General features: G+C 67.4%; 18 protein-coding genes. 12 read left to right on the top strand and 6 right to left on the bottom strand.

Annotated features, from left to right (window positions below):
* Positions 1 to 194: 194 nt before the first annotated feature.
* The gene (locus E4A53_RS06065; RefSeq protein WP_239018156.1) at positions 195 to 1142 is read right to left on the bottom strand and encodes a hypothetical protein; all 948 of its coding nucleotides are present in this window, start codon (positions 1140 to 1142) and stop codon (positions 195 to 197) included.
* Positions 1143 to 1306: 164 nt separating this feature from the next.
* Here E4A53_RS06065 and E4A53_RS06060 point away from each other — a divergent pair, with 164 nt between their 5' ends.
* From E4A53_RS06060 to E4A53_RS06030, 7 genes are all read left to right on the top strand, one after another.
* A complete protein-coding gene (locus E4A53_RS06060) occupies positions 1307 to 2596 on the top strand; it encodes an aspartyl/asparaginyl beta-hydroxylase domain-containing protein (RefSeq protein WP_136162200.1) in 1290 nt (429 codons plus the stop codon).
* A 52-nt stretch (positions 2597 to 2648) separates the two neighbouring features.
* Positions 2649 to 2879 carry a hypothetical protein gene (locus tag E4A53_RS06055; protein ID WP_239018155.1) on the top strand — a complete coding sequence of 77 codons (231 nt, stop codon included), beginning with the start codon at positions 2649 to 2651 and terminating at the stop codon, positions 2877 to 2879.
* A 227-nt stretch (positions 2880 to 3106) separates the two neighbouring features.
* Complete coding sequence (locus E4A53_RS06050; protein WP_136162199.1) at positions 3107 to 3721, top strand: TetR/AcrR family transcriptional regulator; 615 nt, start codon at positions 3107 to 3109, stop codon at positions 3719 to 3721.
* A gap of 374 nt (positions 3722 to 4095) precedes the next feature.
* Entirely contained in the window at positions 4096 to 5370 is a 1275-nt protein-coding gene (locus E4A53_RS06045) for an efflux RND transporter periplasmic adaptor subunit (protein ID WP_239018154.1), read from the top strand.
* A 24-nt stretch (positions 5371 to 5394) separates the two neighbouring features.
* A complete protein-coding gene (locus E4A53_RS06040; protein ID WP_136162198.1) occupies positions 5395 to 8580 on the top strand; it encodes an efflux RND transporter permease subunit in 3186 nt (1061 codons plus the stop codon).
* A gap of 14 nt (positions 8581 to 8594) precedes the next feature.
* The gene (locus E4A53_RS06035; RefSeq protein WP_136162197.1) at positions 8595 to 10010 is read left to right on the top strand and encodes an efflux transporter outer membrane subunit; all 1416 of its coding nucleotides are present in this window, start codon (positions 8595 to 8597) and stop codon (positions 10008 to 10010) included.
* A gap of 51 nt (positions 10011 to 10061) precedes the next feature.
* Positions 10062 to 10664 (top strand): peptidylprolyl isomerase, encoded by a 603-nt coding sequence (locus tag E4A53_RS06030; protein WP_136162196.1) that lies wholly within the window; start codon positions 10062 to 10064, stop codon positions 10662 to 10664.
* Between the two features lie 64 nt (positions 10665 to 10728).
* Here E4A53_RS06030 and E4A53_RS06025 read toward each other — a convergent pair whose 3' ends face one another.
* Positions 10729 to 11628 carry a diacylglycerol/lipid kinase family protein gene (locus E4A53_RS06025; RefSeq protein ID WP_136162195.1) on the bottom strand — a complete coding sequence of 300 codons (900 nt, stop codon included), beginning with the start codon at positions 11626 to 11628 and terminating at the stop codon, positions 10729 to 10731.
* A 238-nt stretch (positions 11629 to 11866) separates the two neighbouring features.
* On the opposite strand from E4A53_RS06025, the gene hemB reads away from it, so the two are divergent.
* The 4 genes from hemB to E4A53_RS06005 are packed head-to-tail and all read left to right on the top strand — an operon-like array spanning position 11867 to position 16250.
* Positions 11867 to 12862 (top strand): porphobilinogen synthase, encoded by a 996-nt coding sequence (gene hemB / locus E4A53_RS06020; protein WP_136162194.1) that lies wholly within the window; start codon positions 11867 to 11869, stop codon positions 12860 to 12862.
* Positions 12862 to 15144 (top strand): fused MFS/spermidine synthase, encoded by a 2283-nt coding sequence (locus E4A53_RS06015; RefSeq protein WP_136162193.1) that lies wholly within the window; start codon positions 12862 to 12864, stop codon positions 15142 to 15144. The genes hemB and E4A53_RS06015 overlap by 1 nt, the downstream gene beginning before the upstream one ends.
* The gene (locus E4A53_RS06010) at positions 15141 to 15677 is read left to right on the top strand and encodes a GNAT family N-acetyltransferase (RefSeq protein ID WP_338054976.1); all 537 of its coding nucleotides are present in this window, start codon (positions 15141 to 15143) and stop codon (positions 15675 to 15677) included. Before E4A53_RS06015 ends, E4A53_RS06010 begins: the two co-directional genes overlap by 4 nt.
* Positions 15678 to 15698: 21 nt before the next feature.
* Positions 15699 to 16250: a gamma carbonic anhydrase family protein gene (locus E4A53_RS06005; protein ID WP_136162192.1), complete on the top strand. Its 552-nt coding sequence runs from the start codon at positions 15699 to 15701 to the stop codon at positions 16248 to 16250.
* Positions 16251 to 16271: 21 nt separating this feature from the next.
* Here the strand turns inward: E4A53_RS06005 and E4A53_RS06000 are convergent, their stop codons facing one another.
* From E4A53_RS06000 to E4A53_RS05985, 4 genes are read right to left on the bottom strand one after another with little or no spacing between them, the layout of a single operon-like run.
* Entirely contained in the window at positions 16272 to 16820 is a 549-nt protein-coding gene (locus tag E4A53_RS06000; RefSeq protein ID WP_136162191.1) for a VOC family protein, read from the bottom strand.
* A gap of 26 nt (positions 16821 to 16846) precedes the next feature.
* The gene (locus E4A53_RS05995) at positions 16847 to 17398 is read right to left on the bottom strand and encodes a nuclear transport factor 2 family protein (protein ID WP_136162190.1); all 552 of its coding nucleotides are present in this window, start codon (positions 17396 to 17398) and stop codon (positions 16847 to 16849) included.
* Positions 17399 to 17452: 54 nt separating this feature from the next.
* On the bottom strand, positions 17453 to 17749 hold the full coding sequence (locus E4A53_RS05990; protein WP_136162189.1) for a putative quinol monooxygenase: 297 nt from the start codon (positions 17747 to 17749) through the stop codon (positions 17453 to 17455).
* Positions 17746 to 18045: a putative quinol monooxygenase gene (locus tag E4A53_RS05985; RefSeq protein WP_136162188.1), complete on the bottom strand. Its 300-nt coding sequence runs from the start codon at positions 18043 to 18045 to the stop codon at positions 17746 to 17748. The genes E4A53_RS05990 and E4A53_RS05985 overlap by 4 nt, the downstream gene beginning before the upstream one ends.
* A 331-nt stretch (positions 18046 to 18376) precedes the next feature.
* On the opposite strand from E4A53_RS05985, the gene E4A53_RS05980 reads away from it, so the two are divergent.
* Positions 18377 to 20776, top strand: a complete 2400-nt coding sequence (locus tag E4A53_RS05980) for a TonB-dependent receptor (protein WP_239018153.1) — start codon at positions 18377 to 18379, stop codon at positions 20774 to 20776.
* The last annotated feature ends 31 nt before the right edge of the window (positions 20777 to 20807 follow it).

The following is a 20807-nucleotide window of genomic DNA, read 5'->3' as shown; positions in this document are numbered from 1 at the left end:
TCTCTCGGGGCCCGCCCTTTTCGTATGGGCGCGGAAGATGTTGGAGAGCCGGGCTCGGTGCGTGCTCGTGGCGCATAGAGCGGCGCTTCCGGAATATGCGGCCGCGCGCATGACAGCAGGGATCGCCAGCCTCAGGGCTCTCAGGAAGGGCTCGGGTTAGGGCTCCGCGCCCAGTGCTGTCGACGGAACTGGGGCTAAGAGATCAGGCGGGCTCCCAGCGCCGCCGAAAGGCCGGCGTTGGTGGACACGGCCGCGGCCCACTGTTCAACTTTGTCTATTTCGTCGCCATGCACTTTGGCGGCGTCCAGTTGATCCGCTCTACGTTCCTGGCCGGTGAAGTTTTCGCCGGATTTCGAATGCCGGCTGAACGCGGGGCCCGCACAAATCGCGGCGATCCCGTCGTCGTCGATCGGGAGCCGGAACAGTGTCGTCAGCGCGGCCAAGGCGTCGGCTGGTCTGGCAAGCAGGGTGTCGCTGTCCAGCGTGGCCACGCGATTGGCGCCGAACTTGCGGACAAGCCTATGGAACAAATGATGCTGATTGAGCCAGCCGATCGCCGCCACTTGCAGGTCGGTCAATCCGAAATAGTCTTCGTTGGAGAATCCGAGATTTGCGAAGTTGTCTTTCATCTGGCCGATGAGCAGCTTGCGGACCCAGAGGCGGCCCCACATGTCCTTGCGTGCGATGGAGCGGAGATAGGATGACAGCGGCGCGTACAGAAAAAGCGCCCGTGATTCAGGACGCATGGTCAACATCGCGTCAGCCATGCCGTTGACGGTATTGGATGGCTTGATGACAACCCCTTCGCCTGGGCCGAACGGGCGCGCGAGCAACAGCAGCGCGTCATGTAGCCGCTCGCTGACCTGGCGCGCCTCTCCGCCACGCCGCCGCCATCCGACCAGATCGTTCAGAATGACGGGCTCTTTCAGGCCCATCGCCATGCCGTCGACATCCATCGCCCGCGCCAGCAAGGTGGAACAGCAATAAGCCGAGTGAAAAATGAAGTGCGGAGAAACATTCGATGGATTGTGCGCCAGAATGTCCGCTCGGCGAATGACGCGCGGTCTATCTTCCGGCAGATAGTCGTCGGTAAGGAAAGTAACGGAGCGGTGCAGTTCGCGCGGTACGTGCCGGAAATGCACGGTGTCGCCGACAGGGTCATAACGATGCGGAAGCCAGGCAGCGTCCCGGGCGACGGATTCAACGGATGTCGGAGGGGCTGGCACCCGCTTCTATTGGCCTAAGACTGATTATTGCACAATCCCGCCGTGTTGCGGGGGCTGGGTTTATCAACTAACGATATGCAATGACACAGGCGGAGATCAACGCCCTTCTCGTTGAGGGAGCGAGTGCCCAGAGGCGCGGCGATCACGACAAGGCGAAAAATCAGTATCGCGCCGTGCTCGACAGAGGCGGCGAGCACCCGGCGGCGTTGAATGCGCTGGGGATCATCGCCCTCGGCGAAGGCGATGTCGTGGCCGCCGGGCATTATTTTGAGCGCGCGATCGCGACTGACGACAAGGCGCCTGAATTGTGGTTGAATTTGGCGAAGGCACGGCGCCTCGCCAATGACAATGCCGCCGAGGAGCGATGCCTCGAGCGCGCACTGGCGATGGACCAGCGCAACTTCATGGCGAATGTTCGCATGGCCGAGCTTCATGAACGAAGCGGCGACCTTGGGCGAGCGATGTTTCGATGGTCGGGCGTTTTGGCGCTCGCCGAGGGGATGGAGCGGCGCGATGCCGCGCTCGAAAAATTGCTGGATCATGCGCGGTCGTTTGCGACCGGATATTCGGAGCGGCTGGCGGACATACTTTCTGGCCGGTTGGAAGATAGCCGCAAGGCCGTTCTCGATGCTGACCGGCGACGGTTCGACGCGTGCGTGGACCGGATATTGGGGCGTCGCCGGATTTACGTGAACGAATGTCACGGCCTGCACTATCCGTTTCTGCCCGCGGATGAATTCTTCGACAGGCGTCACTTTCCGTGGATGGAGGCCTTTGAGAGTCACGCGGACGCCATCCGCGAAGAGTTTGTCGCCTTGCTTGATGCGGGGCTTCCGGGCGCGCGCCCGTATGTGCAGATGGAGGCTGGCGCACCGCGCAACAAGTGGAGCGCGCTCGATCGCTCCGAACGCTGGAGTGCCTGGTTCCTCTGGCATCACGGCGTTCGCCAGGCGGTCGCGGCGGAGAGGTGCGCGAAGACGCTGGCTGCCCTCGAGGCCGTGCCGTTATCGGATCTGCCAGGGCGGTCGCCGACGGCGTTCTTCTCCATTCTGCATCCGCATACCCGCATCCCGCCACACACCGGCGTGACCAACGCGCGTGCAATCGTCCACCTCCCGCTGATCGTGCCGCCGGGGTGCGGATTCCGGGTTGGCGGGGAAACCCGGGCATGGGAGGCGGGCGTGGCCTTCGCGTTCGATGACACGATTGAACACGAAGCGTGGAACGACAGCGACGAACCGCGCGCAGTCCTGATATTCGATGTATGGAACCCCCATATTGTCGAAGCAGAGCGCGCCCTGTTGCGGGCACTGTTTCAAGCGCTGCGGGATAGCGAGCTAAGCCCCTACGCCGATGCCGACGTGGGTTGATTTTCCTTGGATTTGCCGTTACTTTACGTCCCGTTTCGCGGAAGGTTCGAGAATGTTCATCTTGTCCATGATGCTGGCCATATCCGCTCCCGTGGCTGTTGCGGATGACAAGCCGGCAGAAAACAAGAAAATTTGTCGTACATATCAAGTCACCGGTTCGCTCGTTCGGACGCGGCGTGTTTGCTATACGGCGAAGGAATGGACGCGTATTCGCGCGGACGAGCGGGATGCCGCCGAGCGGTATATCATGGATAACGCCGGCAAGCCGTCGCTGAGCAATTAGGCCTGCTGGTCGATAGTCGGGCTGCGGGGGCGCTCTCTGAAGCGCGGGCACATCGCCGCTCGTCCGCATTTTGGGTGGGAAGGCAATCGCGCTTTTCCTACTGCGCGCCTTGATTCGCCCGATCTTATATTCTTTCAGCTGCCGGCCCCATTGCATTGTGGTGCGTGTTCTTTGGCCGCTGCCCTACAGGTTGCAGGGGCTGGCGCGTCTACTATATACCGATCGGTATGGAAGGTCTGACAGCCCTGGCCCCCGCGAAGGGGCGACCGCGAGAGTTCGACATCGACGTGGCGCTGGCGGCTGCGTTGCGCGTGTTCTGGCAGCGCGGTTATGAAGGCGCCTCGCTCAGCGACCTGACCAGCGAAATGGGGATCACCCGGCCCAGCCTTTACGCCGCTTTCGGCAACAAGGAGATGCTGTTCCGCAAGGCGTTCGACCTCTACGAGCGCGAGAAAATGGCCTATATGAAGACCGCGCTCGACGCGCCGACCGCGCGCGGGGTTGCCGAGCGGCTGCTGCGGAGCGCCGTCGATATCCATTGCGGCACGGACGATCCGCGCGGATGCCTGGGCGTGATCAGCTCGCTCGCCTGCGGGCAGGAAGCGGAATCGATACGAGCCGAGGTCATCGCCCGGCGCGTTTCGGCCGAAGCGGCGCTGATCGCCCGTTTCGAGCGCGCGCTTGCCGAAGGCGATTTCCCCACCGGCGTCGAGCCGGGGGCGCTCGCCCACTATCTGATCGCCATTCTGCAGGGTATGGCGGTGCAGGCTGGGGTCGGCGCGAGCCGCGTTCAGCTGGAACAACTGGTCGAGACGAGCCTGATCGTCTGGCCGGGCCGATAATGCGCTGCTCGTAGAAAATAAATGGGGCAGGATGAGATTGCGGCGGTTGACGCGGCGCAATATCAATATATGTACCGATCGGTATTGAATTGAGCCGGCGCGGAGGATTCATCCGCAATGGCCGGAGAGAGCAGGTCGCGCGAGTGACCGATTAAACTATTGGCAGGCATTGCCGTTCCGTCGAGCGGGATGGCTTGCCTTGGCGCGGTCGGGTGCTTGCATGCGTCCTGGCCGGGCTTCGTTGGTTCTTCGGGTGGGTGGGCGATCATGGCGCCCACGGCGCCGTGCCGGATCGAAAGGAATGACATGGTCCGCATCAGTTTCCGTCAAGGCGCTCGGCCCCGTTGCGTGGCTGCGCCTTCGAGCGCGCTGACATGAACATGCAGGGCCCGGTCGTCCGTACCGATGACGATCCGTCGCCCGCCGGGCTGCGCGAGCGGTTCGCCGGGCTGGCGCCGTGGCAACGCGGCGGTCTGGCGCTGATCGTCATCGCGCTGCTTGTCGCCGCCGCTGTCATGCTGTTCGACCGGCCAGAAGCGACGGCCGCGCAGGCACCGCCAAACGTGACGGTCGCGCAGCCGTTGGTCCGCGAGGTCAGCGAATGGGACGACTATGTCGGCCGTTTCGCGCCGAGCCGCACGGTGGAAATCCGCCCGCGCGTTTCCGGCGCGGTCACCGCCGTCCACTTCCGCGACGGTGCGATCGTCCGCAAGGGCCAGTTGCTGTTCACCATCGATCCGCGGCCGTTCGCCGCCGCGCTGGCGGAGGCGCGGGCCAATGTCGCCAGCGCGCGCAGCGCCGTGGCGCTGGCCCAGGCCGATCTGGGGCGCGCGACCCGGCTGATCGCCGACGAGGCGGTTTCCGCTGGTGAGGTTGATGCACTGCGCGCCCGCGTGCGTGCGTCGGAAGCGGCGCTGGCTGCGGCAGAGGCGCGCGCCCGTTCCCGTGCCCTCGACATGGAATTCACCCAGGTGCGCGCGCCGATTGCCGGCCGTATTTCCGATCGCCGGGTCGATGCCGGCAATCTGGTCGCCGGCGGCGAGGGCACCGGCGGCACGCTGCTGACCACGGTCAACGCGCTCGACCCGATCTATTTCACCTTCGACGCCTCCGAAGCGCTGTTCCTGAAGGCGCGGCGCAACAGCGATTCCGGCGGCGCGCCCGCGGTCGTCGAGATCCGGCTGCAGGACGAGCCCGACTATCGCTGGAAGGGCACGCTCGACTTCACCGACAACGGGCTCGATCCCCGCTCCGGCACCATTCGCGGGCGGGCGGTGCTTGACAACCCGGGCTATTTCCTGACCCCGGGCATGTTCGGCAACATGCGGCTGGGCAGCAGCGGCACCGTCCGCGCGCTGCTGGTGCCGGATGCCGCCGTGCAGACCGATCAGGCGCGCAGGACGGTGCTGGTCGTCGGCGGCGACAACAGCGTCGCGACGCGTACCGTTCAGGTCGGCGCCGTGGTCGACGGCCTGCGTGTCATCCGCAACGGCTTGAAGCCGGGCGAGCGCGTCATCATCGCCGGCATGCAGTCGGCGATCCCCGGCCAGAAGGTGACGCCGAAGGCCGGGCGGATCGCGCCGCAGGCGGAAGCGGCGGTGCCGGTGTCCGTGCCCGTCGCCGCGCAGGCAACGCTGGTCGCCAATTAGTTTTGCTCTTGTTGGGAGGAAGGCATGCGCCTTTCCCGCTTCTTCATCGACCGGCCGATCTTCGCGGCGGTCATCGCGGTCATCATCGCGCTGGTCGGCGGCCTGGCCTATCTGGCACTGCCGGTCGCGCAATATCCGGACATCGTCCCGCCGACGGTGACGGTCAGCGCGACCTATCCCGGCGCCTCCGCCGAGACGCTGGCGGAAACCGTCGCCGCGCCGATCGAGCAGCAGATCAACGGCGTCGACAACATGCTCTATCAGTCGTCGCAGTCGACCGGCGACGGGCGGGTGACGATCACCGTCACCTTCAAGCAGGGAACCGACCTCGATACCGCGCAGGTGCTGGTCCAGAACCGCGTCGCGGTCGCGCTGCCGCTGCTGCCGGAAGAAGTGCGGCGCCAGGGCGTGGTGACGCTGAAGGCGTCGCCCAACTTCCTGATGGTCGTCAACATCGTTTCGCCCGACGGCTCGCTCGACCAGCAGTATCTGTCCAACTACGCCTTGACCCAGATCCGTGACGTCCTGGCGCGGGTCGACGGCGTCGGCGACGTCCAGCTGTTCGGCGCGCGCGATTATGCGATGCGGGTGTGGATCGACCCCGGCCGGGCCGCCGCGCTCGATCTGACCGCCGGCGACATCGTTGCCGCCTTGCGCGCCCAGAACGTGCAGGTTGCGGCCGGTACGCTCGGCCAGCCGCCCTATTCGACCGGCAGCGCGTTCCAGCTGAACGTCGAAACGCAGGGCCGGCTGTCCGATCCGCAGCAGTTCGCGAACATCGTCATCCGCACCGACGCGGCGGGGCGGCAGGTGCGCGTGTCGGATGTCGCGCGTGTCGAACTGGGCGCCGCCGATTACAGCAACAACGGCTATCTGGACGGCAAGCCGTCGGTGGTGCTGGCGCTGCTCCAGCGGCCGGGCACCAACGCGCTGACCACGTCGGACGCGGTCAAGGCGACGATGAACGATCTGGCGACGCGCTTCCCGCAGGGCCTGGAATACCGGATCATCTACAACCCCACCGATTTCATCGCGGAATCGATCAGCGCGGTGAAGGCGACGCTGTTCGAGGCGCTGGTGCTGGTCGTCGTCGTCATCCTCGTCTTCCTGCAAAGCTGGCGGGCGTCGATCATCCCGATCATCGCGATTCCGGTGTCGCTGATCGGCACTTTCGCGGTGCTCGCATCGCTAGGTTATTCGCTGAACACCCTGTCGCTGTTCGGGCTGGTGCTGGCGATCGGCACCGTCGTCGACGACGCGATCGTCGTCGTCGAGAATGTCGAGCGCAACCTTGAGCACGGCCTGCGTCCGCTGGAAGCGGCGCGCGCGTCGATGGATGAGGTGGCGGCGGCGCTGGTCGCGATCGTGCTGGTTCTGTGCGCGGTGTTCGTGCCGACCCTGTTCCTGACCGGGATTTCGGGCGAATTCTATCGCCAGTTTGCGGTCACCATCTCGACCGCGACGGTCATTTCGCTGGTCATGTCGCTGACGCTGACACCGGCGTTGGCCGCGCTGCTGCTGAAGCCGCGCGAGGAGGGGGAGGACGGCGCCGGGCAGGCGGCTGGCTGGCGGCGGATGCTCGCGGCCGCTGGCGCGCGTTTCAATGACGGCCTCAACCGCCTAAGCGCCTGGTATGCGGATACCACCCGGCGCCTGGTGCAGATGCCGAAGCGGGTGATGATCGTTTACGCCGGGCTGATCGCGGTTACCGGCGGCGTGTTCTGGGTCACTCCGTCGGGCTTCATCCCGGCGCAGGATCAGGGCTATCTGATGGCGGTGATGCAGTTGCCGCCGGGCGCGTCGCTGGAGCGGACCGACGCGGTCGTCCGCAAGGTCGCCGAACGGTTGCAGACCCAGCCGGGGATTCGCGGGTCGGTGGCGTTCGCCGGCTTCGATGGCGCGTCGCAGACGATGGCACCCAATACCGCAACCGCCTTCTTCCCGTTCAAGACGTTCGACGAACGCAAGGGGCTGGGGGTCAGTTACGAGCAGATCATCGACAATGTCCGCGGCGCGGTGGCGGACATAGACGAGGCGCGGGTGCTGGTCATCCCGCCGCCGCTGATCCAGGGCATGGGCTCGGCCGGCGGCTACCGGATGATCGTGCAGGATCGTAGCGGTCGCGGCTATCCGGAGCTGGCCCAGGCGAGCAACGCGCTGATCGACCGTGCACGGGAAACGCCGGGTCTGACTCAGATCTTCACCTTCTTCGACACCAACACGCCGCGCGTCTACGCCGATATCGACCGCCGCAAGGCGGAGATGTTGGGCGTGCCGCCCGACCGGGTGTTCGAGGCGTTGCAGGTCTATCTCGGTTCGGCCTATATCAACGACTTCAATCTGCTCGGCCGCACATGGCGGGTGACCGCGCAGGCCGACGCGCCGTTCCGCGCCTCGATCGCCGACATCGCCAATCTGCAGACGCGCTCGGATTCCGGGGCGATGGTGCCGATCGGCGCGGTTGCGACCTTCGCCGACAGGGCCGGGCCGTACCGCGTCGTCCGCTACAACCTGTTCCCGGCGGTCGAGATCGACGGCGATACCGCGCCCGGCTACTCGTCCGGCCAGTCGCTGACGACGATGGAGCAACTGGCGGACAGCGTGCTGCCGCGCGGCTACGGCCATGAATGGACCGGCATCGCCTATCAGCAGAAGGCGGCGGGCAACACCGCCGGCGTCGTCTTCGCGATGGCGGTGCTGTTCGTGTTCCTGGTGCTGGCGGCGCAGTACGAAAGCCTGACGCTGCCGCTCGCCATCATCATGATCGTGCCGATGTGCCTGCTGGCGGCGATGGTCGGCGTCAACCTGCGCGGGATGGACAACAACATCCTGACCCAGATCGGCCTTGTCGTGCTGATTGCGCTCGCCGCGAAGAACGCGATCCTGATCGTCGAGTTCGCCAAGCAGGCGGAGGAACGCGACGGCCTGTCGGTCACCGAGGCGGCGGTGCGCGCGGCGCAGACCCGGCTGCGGCCGATCCTGATGACCAGCTTCGCCTTCATCCTCGGCACGCTGCCGCTGGTCATCGCCAGCGGCGCCGGGGCGGAGCTGCGGCAGGCGCTGGGCACCGCCGTGTTCTTCGGGATGATCGGCGTCACCGGCTTCGGCCTGGCGTTCACCCCGACTTTCTACGTCGTGTGCCGGGCGATCGGCGACCGGCTGGCGCGCCGGCGGCCGTCGGCGGCGGACCGGCTGCAGCCGGCCGAATAGGAAGGCGCGTAGCGATGAAACCAGTCCAGTTCCTCCCGATCGCCTCCGCGCTGGCGTTGGCGGCCTGTGCCGCCGGCCCGGATTACGTCGCGCCGGCGCCGCCCCCGGCAGCGGCCGGCGCCTTCACCGCCGCCGGTCCCGACGTGACGACGGCTGAAGCGGGCGCCGGTCCGTGGTGGAAGCTCTACGACGATCCCGTGCTTGACGGCCTGGTCGCCGACGCGCTTGCCGCCAATACCGACATCCGCGTCGCCGTCGCCCGCCTCGACCGCGCCCGCGCCGCATTGCGCGAGGCGGGGGCGGATCGGCTGCCGCGCACCGGTATCGATGCCGGCGCCAATTACGGCCGGCTGCCGGCAGGGCAGCGCGCGCCCGGCGCCCCGCGCGAGGACTGGCAGGTCGACGGCGGATTGAGCGTCGCCTACGAAGTCGACCTGTTCGGCCGCGTCACCCGCAACATAGAGGCCGGGCGCGGCGATGTCGGCGCGGCGGCGGCCGATGCCGATGCCGCGCGGGTGACGATCGTGTCCGACACCATCGCCGCCTACGTCGACGCGGCGGCGGCGGCGGAACAACTGAAGGTCGCGACCGAGATCGTCGAATTGCTCGACCGTTCGGTCACGCTGACCACCAAACGGTTCGAAGCGGGCCGGGCGAACAAGCTGGACGTCGCGCGCCTCGCCGCGCTGCGCGACCAGCGCAAGGCGGATATCCCGCCGCTCGTCGCCCGGCGCCAGGCAGCGCTGTTCGCGCTGGCGACGCTGACCGGGCGGGCCCCGGCGGAGCTGCCGGACACCGCCTCCGCGCGCGCCACCACGCCGCGCGTCGTGCAGCCGATCCCGGTCGGCGACGGCGCGGCATTGCTGGCGCGGCGGCCGGACGTGCGAGCGGCGGAGCGCCGGCTTGCCGCCGCGACCGCCCGGATCGGCGTCGCCACCGCCGCTCTCTACCCACGGATCAGCCTGGGCGGATCGGTCGGGTCTACCGGCACCGGCTTTGGGGATAGTTTCGGCGCCGGGCCGCTGCGCTGGCTGCTCGGGCCGCTGATTAGCTGGACCTTCCCCAACCAGACGGCGGAGCGTGCCCGCATCGCCGCCGCCCGCGCCGACGAGCAGGCGGCTCTCGCCACGTTCGACGGCACGGTGCTGCGCGCGCTGCAGGAGACGGAGACGGCGCTATCGGCCTACACGCAGGCGATCGAGCGGCGGCGGGCGCTGGCGTCCGCGCGCGACGCGGCGGCGACGGCGGCGCGCATCGTCCGCGCCCGTCAGCGCGAGGGCACGGTCGATTTCCTTGAAGTGCTGGATGCGGAACGCACCTTCGCCGCGACCGAGGCGGACGTCGCGGCGTCGGACGCCGGCATTGCCGCCGCGCAGATCGCGCTGTTCCGCGCGCTCGGCGGTGGCTGGCAGGTGCCCGCCGCACAGTAGCGGCATGGGGCGGCGGTTGCCTTCCGGCGTCTCCGCCGCCAGTTTGCCGCGATGATTCGCATTTTCGCCTCCCTCGCCCTGCTCCTGCTCGCCCCGATGCCGGCGGCTGTCGCCGCGCCGCCCGCGCCGGCCCGCGTCGTCTTGGAAACCACTGCCGGGCCGATCACCATCGAGCTGGCGACCAGGCAGGCGCCGATCACGACGCGCAACTTCCTCGCCTATGTCGACCAGAAGAAGCTCGACGGCACCAGCTTCTATCGCGCCGCCCGCACGCCGCGGACCAAGGGGCTCGGCTTTATCCAGGGCGGCATCCGTCACACGATCAGCCGCGCGCTGCCGCCGATCGCGCACGAGCCGACCAGCAAGACCGGCCTCAAGCATCTTGACGGTACGATCTCGATGGCGCGGACACGGCCGGGCAGCGCGATGGGCGATTTCTTCATCACCGTCGGCCCGATGCCGTCGATGGACGCCAAGCCGGGCGGGCCGGGCGACAATCTGGGCTACGCCGCGTTCGGCCGGGTGGTGTCGGGCATGCCGGTCGTCCGCAAGATTCTGGCTGCGCCGACCGTCGCCCAGAAAGGCAAGAGCGCGATGGTCGGCCAGATGATCGCCGACCCGATCCGCATCACCTCGGCGCGGCGGGTGCGTTAGAGCCGGCTCGCAAGAGATGCAGTCAGCGCTCCTGCGAAGGCAGGAGCCCACGCACCTTGGCGGATCACGCCTGGGACGACGCAGGCGCCGCTACCTCGATAATCGCGCGGGCGACCCTTGCCGTCACCGGAGTGCGCGCCAGTACCTCGCCGTCGATCGAGATCGGCAAGGGCGGGTCGGTCGCAATGCGGAAGGCCGGGCCGCGGAATTCACGCACCGTCCGCTTGCGCGCCTGCAACCGCAGCACGCTCGCCGCCCAACTGGCGAGCAGCCGGCGGCTGGCATTGCCGACGACGACCTGGATGACGATCTCGCCGCTGTCCGGCTCCGCGCTTTCGACCAGTTCGGTGCCGCCATGATAGCCGCCATTGGCGATGCGGACCTCCACCGCGTCCAGCGTTTGCGCCGCCTCACCCTCGCCGATGGTGATGCCGAACGGGCGGAATCCCAGGAATTTCCAGCCGGCCCACGCCAGATAGCCGGCGCGTCCCAGCCAGCGTTTCAGCCCGTTCGGCACGGTTTCGGCGATCATCGGTGCCAGGCCGATCGCGGCGCAGTTGGCGAAATAATCGCCGTCGATCATGCCCAGGTCGATGCGTCGCCTTTCGCCGCCGGCGATCACCGCGACCGCCCCGTCCAGGTCGAGCGGAATGCCAAGCGTGCGGGCGAAGCTGTTGGCGGTGCCGAGCGGCAGCAGCGCGAACACCGTCGCGGTGCCGACGAAATCGTCGACGCTCATCGACAGCGATCCGTCGCCGCCGCCGACGATCAGCATCGGCGGTTTGTCGGCCAGCGCCTTGCGGATCGTCGGCCCCAGCCGTTTCGGATCGCGGACGGCGTGTGCGGCACTGAGGGTGATGCCGGCGGCGGCCAGCTTGTCCCGCGCCGCGCCGAACAGCGCGCGGCCACGCCGCGACTGCGCGTTGACGACAAGAACGGCCTGCCGGGGAAGGGGGTGTGTCATCGCGCCTGAACGCACGACGGTCATAACGGATGCACAACGCATTTCGCGTATGACGCATCTTGGGCGCGGGGGTGGTTTCGGCTAGGACGGAGCGACATTCAGAAGATGGCGAGCCGAAAATGGTGGTTTTTCGTGACCCGGAGCGCAGCGTCCCGATCGCACGTGAGCACCGGAAGCGCGAGAAGCCGCCATTTTCGGCTCGCCATCTTCTGAATGGCGATCCGTCCTAGGGGAAGACATGCCTTTCGCGTCCTATCCGGCCCTCCGCCTCCGGCGAACCCGCTACACCGCCTGGAGCCGCGCGCTCCATGCCGAAACCCGCATCGCGCCCAGCGATTTCATCTGGCCGCTGTTCGTGATGGAGGGGCAGGGGATCGAAGAACCGATCGCGACCTTGCCCGGCGTGTCGCGCTGGTCGGTCGACGGCATCGTCGCGCGCGGGCGCGAGGCGGCGGCGCTGGGCATCCCCTGCGTTGCGCTGTTCCCCTACACCCCCGCAGGGCTGCGGACGGAGGACGGGCGCGAGGCGCTGAACCCGGACAACCTGATGTGCCGCGCCACCCGTGCGTTGAAGGATGCGGTGCCGGACATCGGTGTGCTGACCGACGTTGCGCTCGATCCTTATACCAGCCACGGCCAGGACGGGCTGGTCGACGCGGCCGGCAACGTCCTCAATGACGAGACGATGGCGGTGCTGGCCGATCAGGCGCTGGTTCTGGCGGCGGCGGGTGCCGACATCATCGCCCCGTCCGACATGATGGACGGCCGCGTCGGTGCGATCCGGGACGCGCTGGAAAGCGGCGGTCATGCCAACGTCCAGATCATGGCCTATTCGGCAAAATACGCGAGTGCCTTTTATGGCCCGTTCCGCGACGCGGTCGGCTCGCGCGGGCTGCTGAAGGGCAACAAGCGGGGCTACCAGATGGATCATGCCAACAGCGACGAAGCGCTGCGCGAGGTGGCGCTCGACCTGGCGGAGGGGGCGGACAGCGTCATGGTCAAGCCGGGCCTGCCCTATCTCGACATCATCCGCCGGGTGAAGGACGCGTTCCGGGTGCCGGTGTTCGCCTATCAGGTGTCGGGCGAGTATGCGATGATCGAGGCGGCGGCCGCTGCCGGCGCCGGGGACCGCGACGCGCTGGTGCTGGAAACGCTGACCGCGCTGAAACGGGCCGGTTGCGCCGGCGTCCTCACCTACCACGCCGCCCACGCGGCGCGGCTGATCGGCGGCTGATGGCCAGCGCGGCCGCCCCGATCGACGGCCGTTCGATCGACACCGACGACGCACGCTGGCGCGGGCCGCTGTTCGTCATCACCATTTTCGTCGGCAGCTTCCTGCTGTTCCTGGTCCAGCCGATGATCGCCCGCATGGCGCTGCCCCGGCTGGGCGGGGCGCCGGCGGTGTGGAACAGCGCGATGCTGGTCTATCAGGCGCTGCTGCTCGGCGGCTATGCCTACGCGCACCTGCTCGGCCGGCTGCATGTGATGCGCCAGGCGCTGGTCCATGCCGCGCTGCTCTGCGCGGCGGCGCTGTGGCTGCCGATTGGGCTCGCCGCGGTCTATCCATCGGCGACCGCAAACCCGGCGCTTTGGGTGCCGTGGCTGCTGCTGGTGTCGATCGGCCCGTTGTTCTTCGCCGTGTCCGCGCAGGCGCCGCTGATCCAGCGCTGGTACAGCGCGGCAAGCGGCGGGCGCGACCCCTATGCGCTCTACGCAGCGTCGAACCTTGGCAGCTTCACCGGGTTGCTCGCCTATCCGCTGTTCGTCGAACCGGGCTTCGCGCTGGCCGCGCAGAGCCGGCTGTGGAGCATCGGCTACGGCGTGCTGATCCTGCTGGTCATCGGCTGCGCGACGCTGCTGCCCCGCCATGATCCGGCCCGGCCGGCCGCTGCCCGCCCATCGGAGCCGCCGCCGCTGCGCCGGCAGCTCTACTGGGTGTTGCTCGCCTTCGTACCGTCGGGGTTGATGTTGTCGACGACGACGTACATCACCACCGACATCGTCGCGATGCCGCTGCTGTGGGTGCTGCCGCTCGGCCTGTATCTGCTCAGTTTCTCGGTCGCCTTCTCGACGCGCGGCGGCGTCGCGCGGACGATCACCTTTATCGCGCCTTTCACCTTGCTGATCTGCGGCGCGGTCGCGATCCGCAACAACCCGGCCCAGCCCTTCTTCTCGATGGCGGTCGGCCTGCTGCTGCTGTTCGTCGTCGCTGTCGCCCTGCATGCGGAGATGTACCGCACCCGCCCGGCGCCGGAACGGCTGACCGGGTTCTATCTGGCGATGTCGTTCGGCGGGGCGCTTGGCGGGCTGTTCGCTGGGCTGTTCGCGCCGTTGCTGTTCGATTGGACCTACGAACACCCGTTGCTGCTGCTGCTCGCCGGTTGCGTGGTGCCGATGCGGGCGTTGACGCCGGCGCTCCAGCGGGTGTGGAACTACGATCGGCGCGCGACGCTGCTGACCGCCGTCGCCGTTGCGCTGGTGCTGCTGCTCGCCGTCGTCGGTCTTGCCGGCCCGGCCTGGCTGAGCGGCAATGCGGCGATGATCACGGCGGTCGGCATCGGCCTGATCGGCATGCTGGCGGTTGGTCGTCGGGTGCCGTTCGTCGCCTGCCTGCTGGCGATCGGCCTGGTGCTCGGCGTCTGGCATTCCTTTGAGCTGAGCGCTCGGCCGGGGGCGCGGACGCGCAGCTATTTCGGCATCTACACGGTGCGCGACCTGCCGGCGGAGGGCCTGCGCTCGCTCGCGCACGGGACGACCCAGCACGGCGTGGAGATCACCGTGCCGGGGCGGGAGACGGAACCGACCGCCTATTACGGCCGCCGGTCGGGCATCGGGCAGGCGATGCAGGCGCTGCCCGCGCTTGCCGGGGCCGACGCCAGCGTCGGCGTCGTCGGGCTGGGGACCGGGACGCTCGCCTGCTATGCGCGCCCCGGCCAGAGCTGGCGGTTCTTCGAGATCGATCCGGCGGTGCTGCGGATCGCCCGCGATGACGGCGCCTTCCATTTCCTCGGCCGCTGCCTGCCGCATGTGCCGGTGATCATCGGCGATGCCCGGTTGACGCTCGCCGCCCGGCCGGAAGGACAATTCAACCTGCTCGCGCTCGACGCCTTCTCGTCCGACGTGGTGCCGATGCACCTACTGACCGTCGAGGCATTCGCCAATTATGCGCGGGTCGTCGCCCGCGACGGCTTGCTGCTGGTCCATATCTCCAACCGCTTTCTGGACCTGCGGCCGGTGATCGCCGGCGCGGCGGCCGAAGGCGGCTGGGCGGCCGCCGTCTACGACGACGAGGTCGATCGCGAGGCGCTCGACCAACGGCATCTGGCGAGTTCCGTCTGGGTGGCGATGTCGCGCAATCCCGCGACGCTTGCCCGGCTGACGGCGCTCGCCCCGGCCGGGGAGACCCACTGGCAGCCGCTTGCCGCGAAACCGGGCTTCGCACCGTGGACGGACGATTTCGCCAGCATCCTGCCGCTGCTCACCGCGGGGGCGCCCAAGGCAGACGCGGCGCGATGAGCGTGATGATCGAGACCGGGCGGATGCGCCTGCGCGGCTGGCGCGACGACGATGGCGACGCGTTCGTTGCCGCCACCAACACGCCGGAGGTGATGGCGCATCTCGGCGGTGTCGCGGACCCGGCGGTGCTGAAGGCGGCGGTGACGCGCCAGCAGGCGCTGCTCGCGGCGAACGGCTATTGCTTCTGGATCATCGAGCGGATCGACGACGGCGCCGTCCTGGGCTTCTGCGGCCTGAAGCCGGGAGAGGTCGGCCCGATCACCGACGAGGTCGAGATCGGCTGGCGGCTGCGCGCCGACGTCTGGGGCCAGGGCTATGCGCGCGAGGCGGCGGAGGCGACGCTGGCCTGGGCCTGGGCCAACCTCGATGCGCCGCGCGTCGTCGCGATCACCGTGCTCGGCAATGTCCGCAGCTGGGGCCTGATGAAGCGGCTCGGCATGCGGCGGCGCAAGGACCTGGACTTCGCCCACCCGCGCTTCCCGCCCGATCACCCGCTCAGCTGGCACATCTGTTATGCGATGGACCGGCCTTGAACAGATAAGGAAGCGCGCAAGGTGGAAGGGGTCAGCATCATTCCGTTCGGCGGCAAGACGCCGGTCGTCCATCCGAGCGCCTTCGTCGCGCCGGGCTGCCGGCTGATCGGCGATGTCGAGATCGGGGCAGAGGCCAGCATCTGGTACAATTGCGTGCTGCGCGGCGATGTGAACCGGATCCGGATCGGCGCGCGCACCAACATCCAGGACGGCACTGTCGTCCATGTCGATTCGCCGCTGGCGCCGGGGGACGCGGGGCAGCCGACGCTGATCGGCGATGACGTGCTGATCGGCCATATGGCGATGGTCCATGGCTGCGTGCTGGACGACGGCGCGTTCGTCGGCCTTGGCGCGACGATCATGAACGCCTGCCATATCGCGACCGGCGGCATGCTCGCCGCCGGTGCGTTGCTGACGCCGGGCAAGCGGATTGGCGCCGGAGAGCTGTGGACCGGCCGCCCGGCCAGGCTGGCGCGGATGCTGACCGAGGCCGAGATCGCCTTCAACCGCCTGGGCGTTGCCCACTATGTCGAAAACGCCCGCGCCCATCGCGCCGCCATCGCCGGGGGCTGATCGCCCCACCGCCGGCTCGGGTCAGGAGGCGGGCGCCGGCGCCATTTCGCGCAACAGCGTCGCCGGGTCGCCGTCCCATCGTTCCGCTGCCTTGCGCACGGCGGCGAAGAATGCGCGGATTGCCGGCTTGTCCTCGATGATCTCGGTCATGCAGCCGATCGCGCCGCTGGTGTCGACATAGGCGTACTGCATGTCGCCGAACAGGCCGTCCGCGGCAATCGCGTGCCCCTGGCCGGTCAGCCCTGACAGCGCAGCGGCAAAGTCGCCGGCGATGAACGCGACGTGATGGAAGCCGGTTGCCCCCGGCGCCACCAGGTCGCGGTAGGCGGAGGGGCTGTCGTCGAGCTGCTCGACCAGTTCGATCTGGACATCGCCGGACTGGGCGACGGCGGTCGAGAAGCGCGGTCCGCCCGGATGGCCACGGTAGCGCGGCCGGGTCAGCTTCAGGTCGCGATTGATGAGGAACGGGCCGACGCCCAGCGTCGCGTGCCAATGGCGCGCCGCCGCCTCCAGCTCGGGCACGACCCAGGCGTACTGGATGATGGCGGGGCGAAACGGAACGGGCAGCATGATCGGTATCCTGGTCGGTTGCGTTGTCAGCCGCGCCCGCGTGCGCGCTCGTAGGCGATCCAGCTAGGCAGGGATTCGGGGTAGTCGGCGGGCCTGGGTTCGGCATAGGCGCGGTTGCGGTCGGGTGCCCCCAATATGCCGGGATACTGGTTGACGGGCACATAGTAGAGGAAGTTGATCGTCCGGCTGGCGAACTTCCAGCCGGCGGCGCTGTTGCGGTAGACATCGTCGTAGCGCAGGGCGGCGACCATCATCGTGCCCGCGCGCCAGAGTTCGGCATGCCCGGAGACGCGGCCGGTCGCCTCGTTCCCGCCGCCGGCAAAATTGATCTCGATATCGTGCATGAAGTGGTGGCCGGCGCCCAGCACGGCGAACCGGCCGTCATACTGGGCCATGATCGCGTCGACGCCGGTCGCGTTCATCACCCCGTCGGCCGATTTCAGCACCGCGTCGTCGGTGAACAGCGCGCGGATTCCGTCGATGTCGCGATCGTCGATCGTGAAGCAGTAGCGCGCGACAAGCTGGCGGATCTGCGCTTCCGCTTCCAGCCGGGCGATGCGGTCTTCCACGCTGGCCATGCGCCTCTCCATCTGCCTGCGGTGCGACACGTTCCGGCACCGGGCATGGCGCCCTCAGGGCAGGGAACGATAGAAGGCGATCTGCATCTCTCCGTCCACACAGGCGAGGATCGGCGGCACCAGCCGGTCGTGGAAATCAATCTGCATATGGTGGTCGAAGGCGGCGTCGTCGCGGAAAGTGGCGACGACCTGAAACAGGTCCGGGTCGTCGTCCGACTGGAACAGTTCGTACACCAGCGCGTCCGGCTCCTGCGCCCGGACCAGCGCCTTCAGCTCCGCCTGCAGCGCGATCAGTTCGTCGCGCTTTTCCGGCTTTGCGCGCAATTGCGCGATGAAACTCTTGCCGCTCATGCGGTCGGTCCTTCCAGATCGTAAAGCAATTCGCGCTCATAGCCGCCGGCCATGCACTCGATCATCTCGGCGATCAGCGGCTTGCCGTGCTCCGTTTCCATGTGCGCCTTGTCGGCGGCCTCGTCGACGAAGGATTCGAACACGGCGAACAGGCCCGGTTCGGCCAGGCGGAAAAACTTGAAGGCCAGGGTGCCGGGTTCCCGGTCGACCAGTCCCTCCATCGTACGGGCGAGGCGGATAAATCGCGCCTCGCTCTCCGGTTTGATCCGAAAGCGCGACAGAAAGCTGTAGGCCATGCCGTCTCCTCATTCCGACCCGTAAGACCATCGATCCTCGCGTCGATCTGGCAACATTAAAAACAATCATGTCGGCTTATTCAAGCGCTAATATCGTTCCGGGCGCCGGCCACGCGGGGCGAATAGGCGGTACGGGGGTGGCGCAGCGCGGCATCGAATTAAAAACATTCTTGATTGATTGAAAAATTCAAAAAGCACGATAGGCTGCGTGAATGACGGAGCCGGATTCCAGGCTCCGCGTCGGGAAGAAGGGGAGGTTATGTCCAGGACAGATTGGCTGTTGAATTCCGCCTGCGCCGCGCTTGCGGCTGCCGCGGTCGCGCCTCCGGCCATGGCGCAAGTGGCGGCCGACCGGCCCGCCGGCGCTGTCGCCAGCAGCGGCGGCCTTGAGGAAATCGTCGTCACCGCGACGCGGCGCGAGACCCGCCTTCAGGACACGCCGATCGCGGTCAGCGCGATCGACCAGAGCCTGATCGAACAGGCGTCGCCACGCGACATCGGCGATCTTGCCGCTTTCGTGCCGAACTTCTCGGCGGCGACGATCGCCAATTTCAATGCCGCCTCCTTCGCCATGCGCGGTGTCGGCCAGACCAACATCATCGTCTATTTCGAGCCGCCGGTGGCGGTGCTGGTCGACGACTTCGTCGTTCCGTCGGTGCAGACCCAGTTGCTCGACACGTTCGATATCGCTCAGGTCGAGGTGCTGCGCGGCCCGCAGGGCACGCTGTTCGGCAAGAACACGACCGGCGGCGCGGTGACCGTGCGCACCAAGCGCCCGGAAATGAACGTCGTCGGCGTCGAAGGCCGTGCCCAGTACGGCAGCTTCGGCACCCGGCGCGTCCAGGGGGCGGCCAACGTCCCGATTCTGGAGGACGTGTTGGCGCTGCGGCTGGTCGCCGGGCATGAAAAGAGCCAGGGCTATTACCGCAACGGCGCCTGCTACGGGCCGGTGGCCGGTTTCTCGCCCAGCAAGTTCGATGGCGTCTCCGGCTGCCTCGACAACAGCCGGCTTGGCGGAAAGGACGTGTGGAGCGCCCGCGCGAAGCTGCTGTTCCAACCGAACAGCAAGATCAGCGCGCTGCTGCAATATGAATGGCTGCGCGATCGCTCCGATGCCGTGCCGTCGGTCAACGAGAATGGTCTGTTCGAGGGGCCGGGTGGCGCGGACGCGTTCCTGACGACATTGCTCGGCACCATCCGGCAGAATCCGAACAGCGCGGATCCGTTGAAAAACGCGGCGTCGACCAACCGCTTCGCCGGCCTGATTTCGATGCCGCTGGGGCAGCGCGTCAGTGTCGACGGCGTCTATCTGAACGTCGACATCGATGTCGGCGTCGGTACGCTGACCTCGGTGTCCGGCTATCGGTTCCAGCGGTCGCGCCTGCCGAACAGCTATGCCGGCGCGGTGGCGATCGCGCCGGATGGTGAGCCGCTGTCCTTCTTCGACGCCAATCGCGACGACGATCGCAAGACCTACCAGCAGGAAGTGCGCTTCGCGTCCGACTTCGGCGGTCCGTTCGACATGGTCGCCGGCGGTTTCTATCAAAAGGACAAGACGGAATTCTGCGTTGCCCAGCTGCTCGGCTTCCAGGATCTGCTGGGGCCGCCCACGCCTTATGGTCCGTGGAACCAGACGCCGTTTACGTTGTGCAATGCCCAGAAGGCGGAATCGAAGGCGCTGTTCGCCGAGGGCACGTTCAAGTTCACGCCGGAACTGACCCTGACCGCCGGCGCGCGTTACAGCTGGGACGACAAGACCTGGTGGGGGCGTCAGCAGACGTTCATCGCCAATCTTGGCACCCCGGTGCGCCCGGTCACGATCAACGAGCCGCTCGACTTGAGCGTGTTCAATTTCCCCGACAATGTCGTGTCGGTCGACATGCACAACCGCAAGCTGACCTATCGCGGCAGCCTCGGCTGGCAGGCGACGCCAAGCGTGTTTTTCTACGGCACGGTTTCGCGCGGCTACAAGGGCGGCGGCTTCAACGACCAGATCGGTGGTTTCGCGGCCTTCGGTGCCGACCTCGATGCTTTCCGGGAAGCGGCGAAGGCGACCAATCCGGAAATCGCCGACAGCTATGAAGCAGGCGTGAAAAGCGAGTTCTTCGATCGCCGCCTGCGCTTCAACCTGACCGGCTTCCACGTCAAATACAAGGATCTGCAAAAGCAGCTGAACGTGCCGATCGTCGTCAACGGCCTGCCCAATCAGGTGACGATGTTCGTCAACGCGGCCAGCGCGACGGTGAACGGGATCGAGCTCGAAACGTCGGCGACGCCGGTCGACGGGCTGACGCTGCGCGGCGTCCTTGGCTATCAGGACGCGAAATACAACAGGTACACCGCGCCCAATGCCGGCTATGATCTCGCGACCGCGCCGCTCGATCGCGCGCCGAAATGGCAGTGGACGCTCGACGCCACCTATGAGGTGCCGATCGGCGACGAATTCAAGCTGATCGCCAACGGCAACGCCGCCTATACCGGGCGCAACCTGTCGACCCAGGCGATCGATACGCCGTTCGGCAACACCTATCTGAACGCGCGTACGCTGCTGAACGCGTCACTGACGCTGGCGCAGGTCGATGACAAATATTTCGTCCGGGTGATCGGGCGGAACCTCACCGACAAGCGCTACCGCATCGCGTCGCAGAACGTCGCCGGGCTGTGGCTCAACACCCAGTTCGGGCCGCCGCGCTTCTACGGCGTCGAGGTCGGGATGAAGTTCGGGCAGTGACGGAACGCGCCGCCTGCGTCTGTGGCGCAGG

The sequence above is a fragment of the Sphingomonas flavalba genome, assembly GCF_004796535.1.
GTDB classification, from domain to species: domain Bacteria; phylum Pseudomonadota; class Alphaproteobacteria; order Sphingomonadales; family Sphingomonadaceae; genus Sphingomonas_L; species Sphingomonas_L flavalba.
This window is presented reverse-complemented; position numbering and strand designations above follow the sequence as displayed.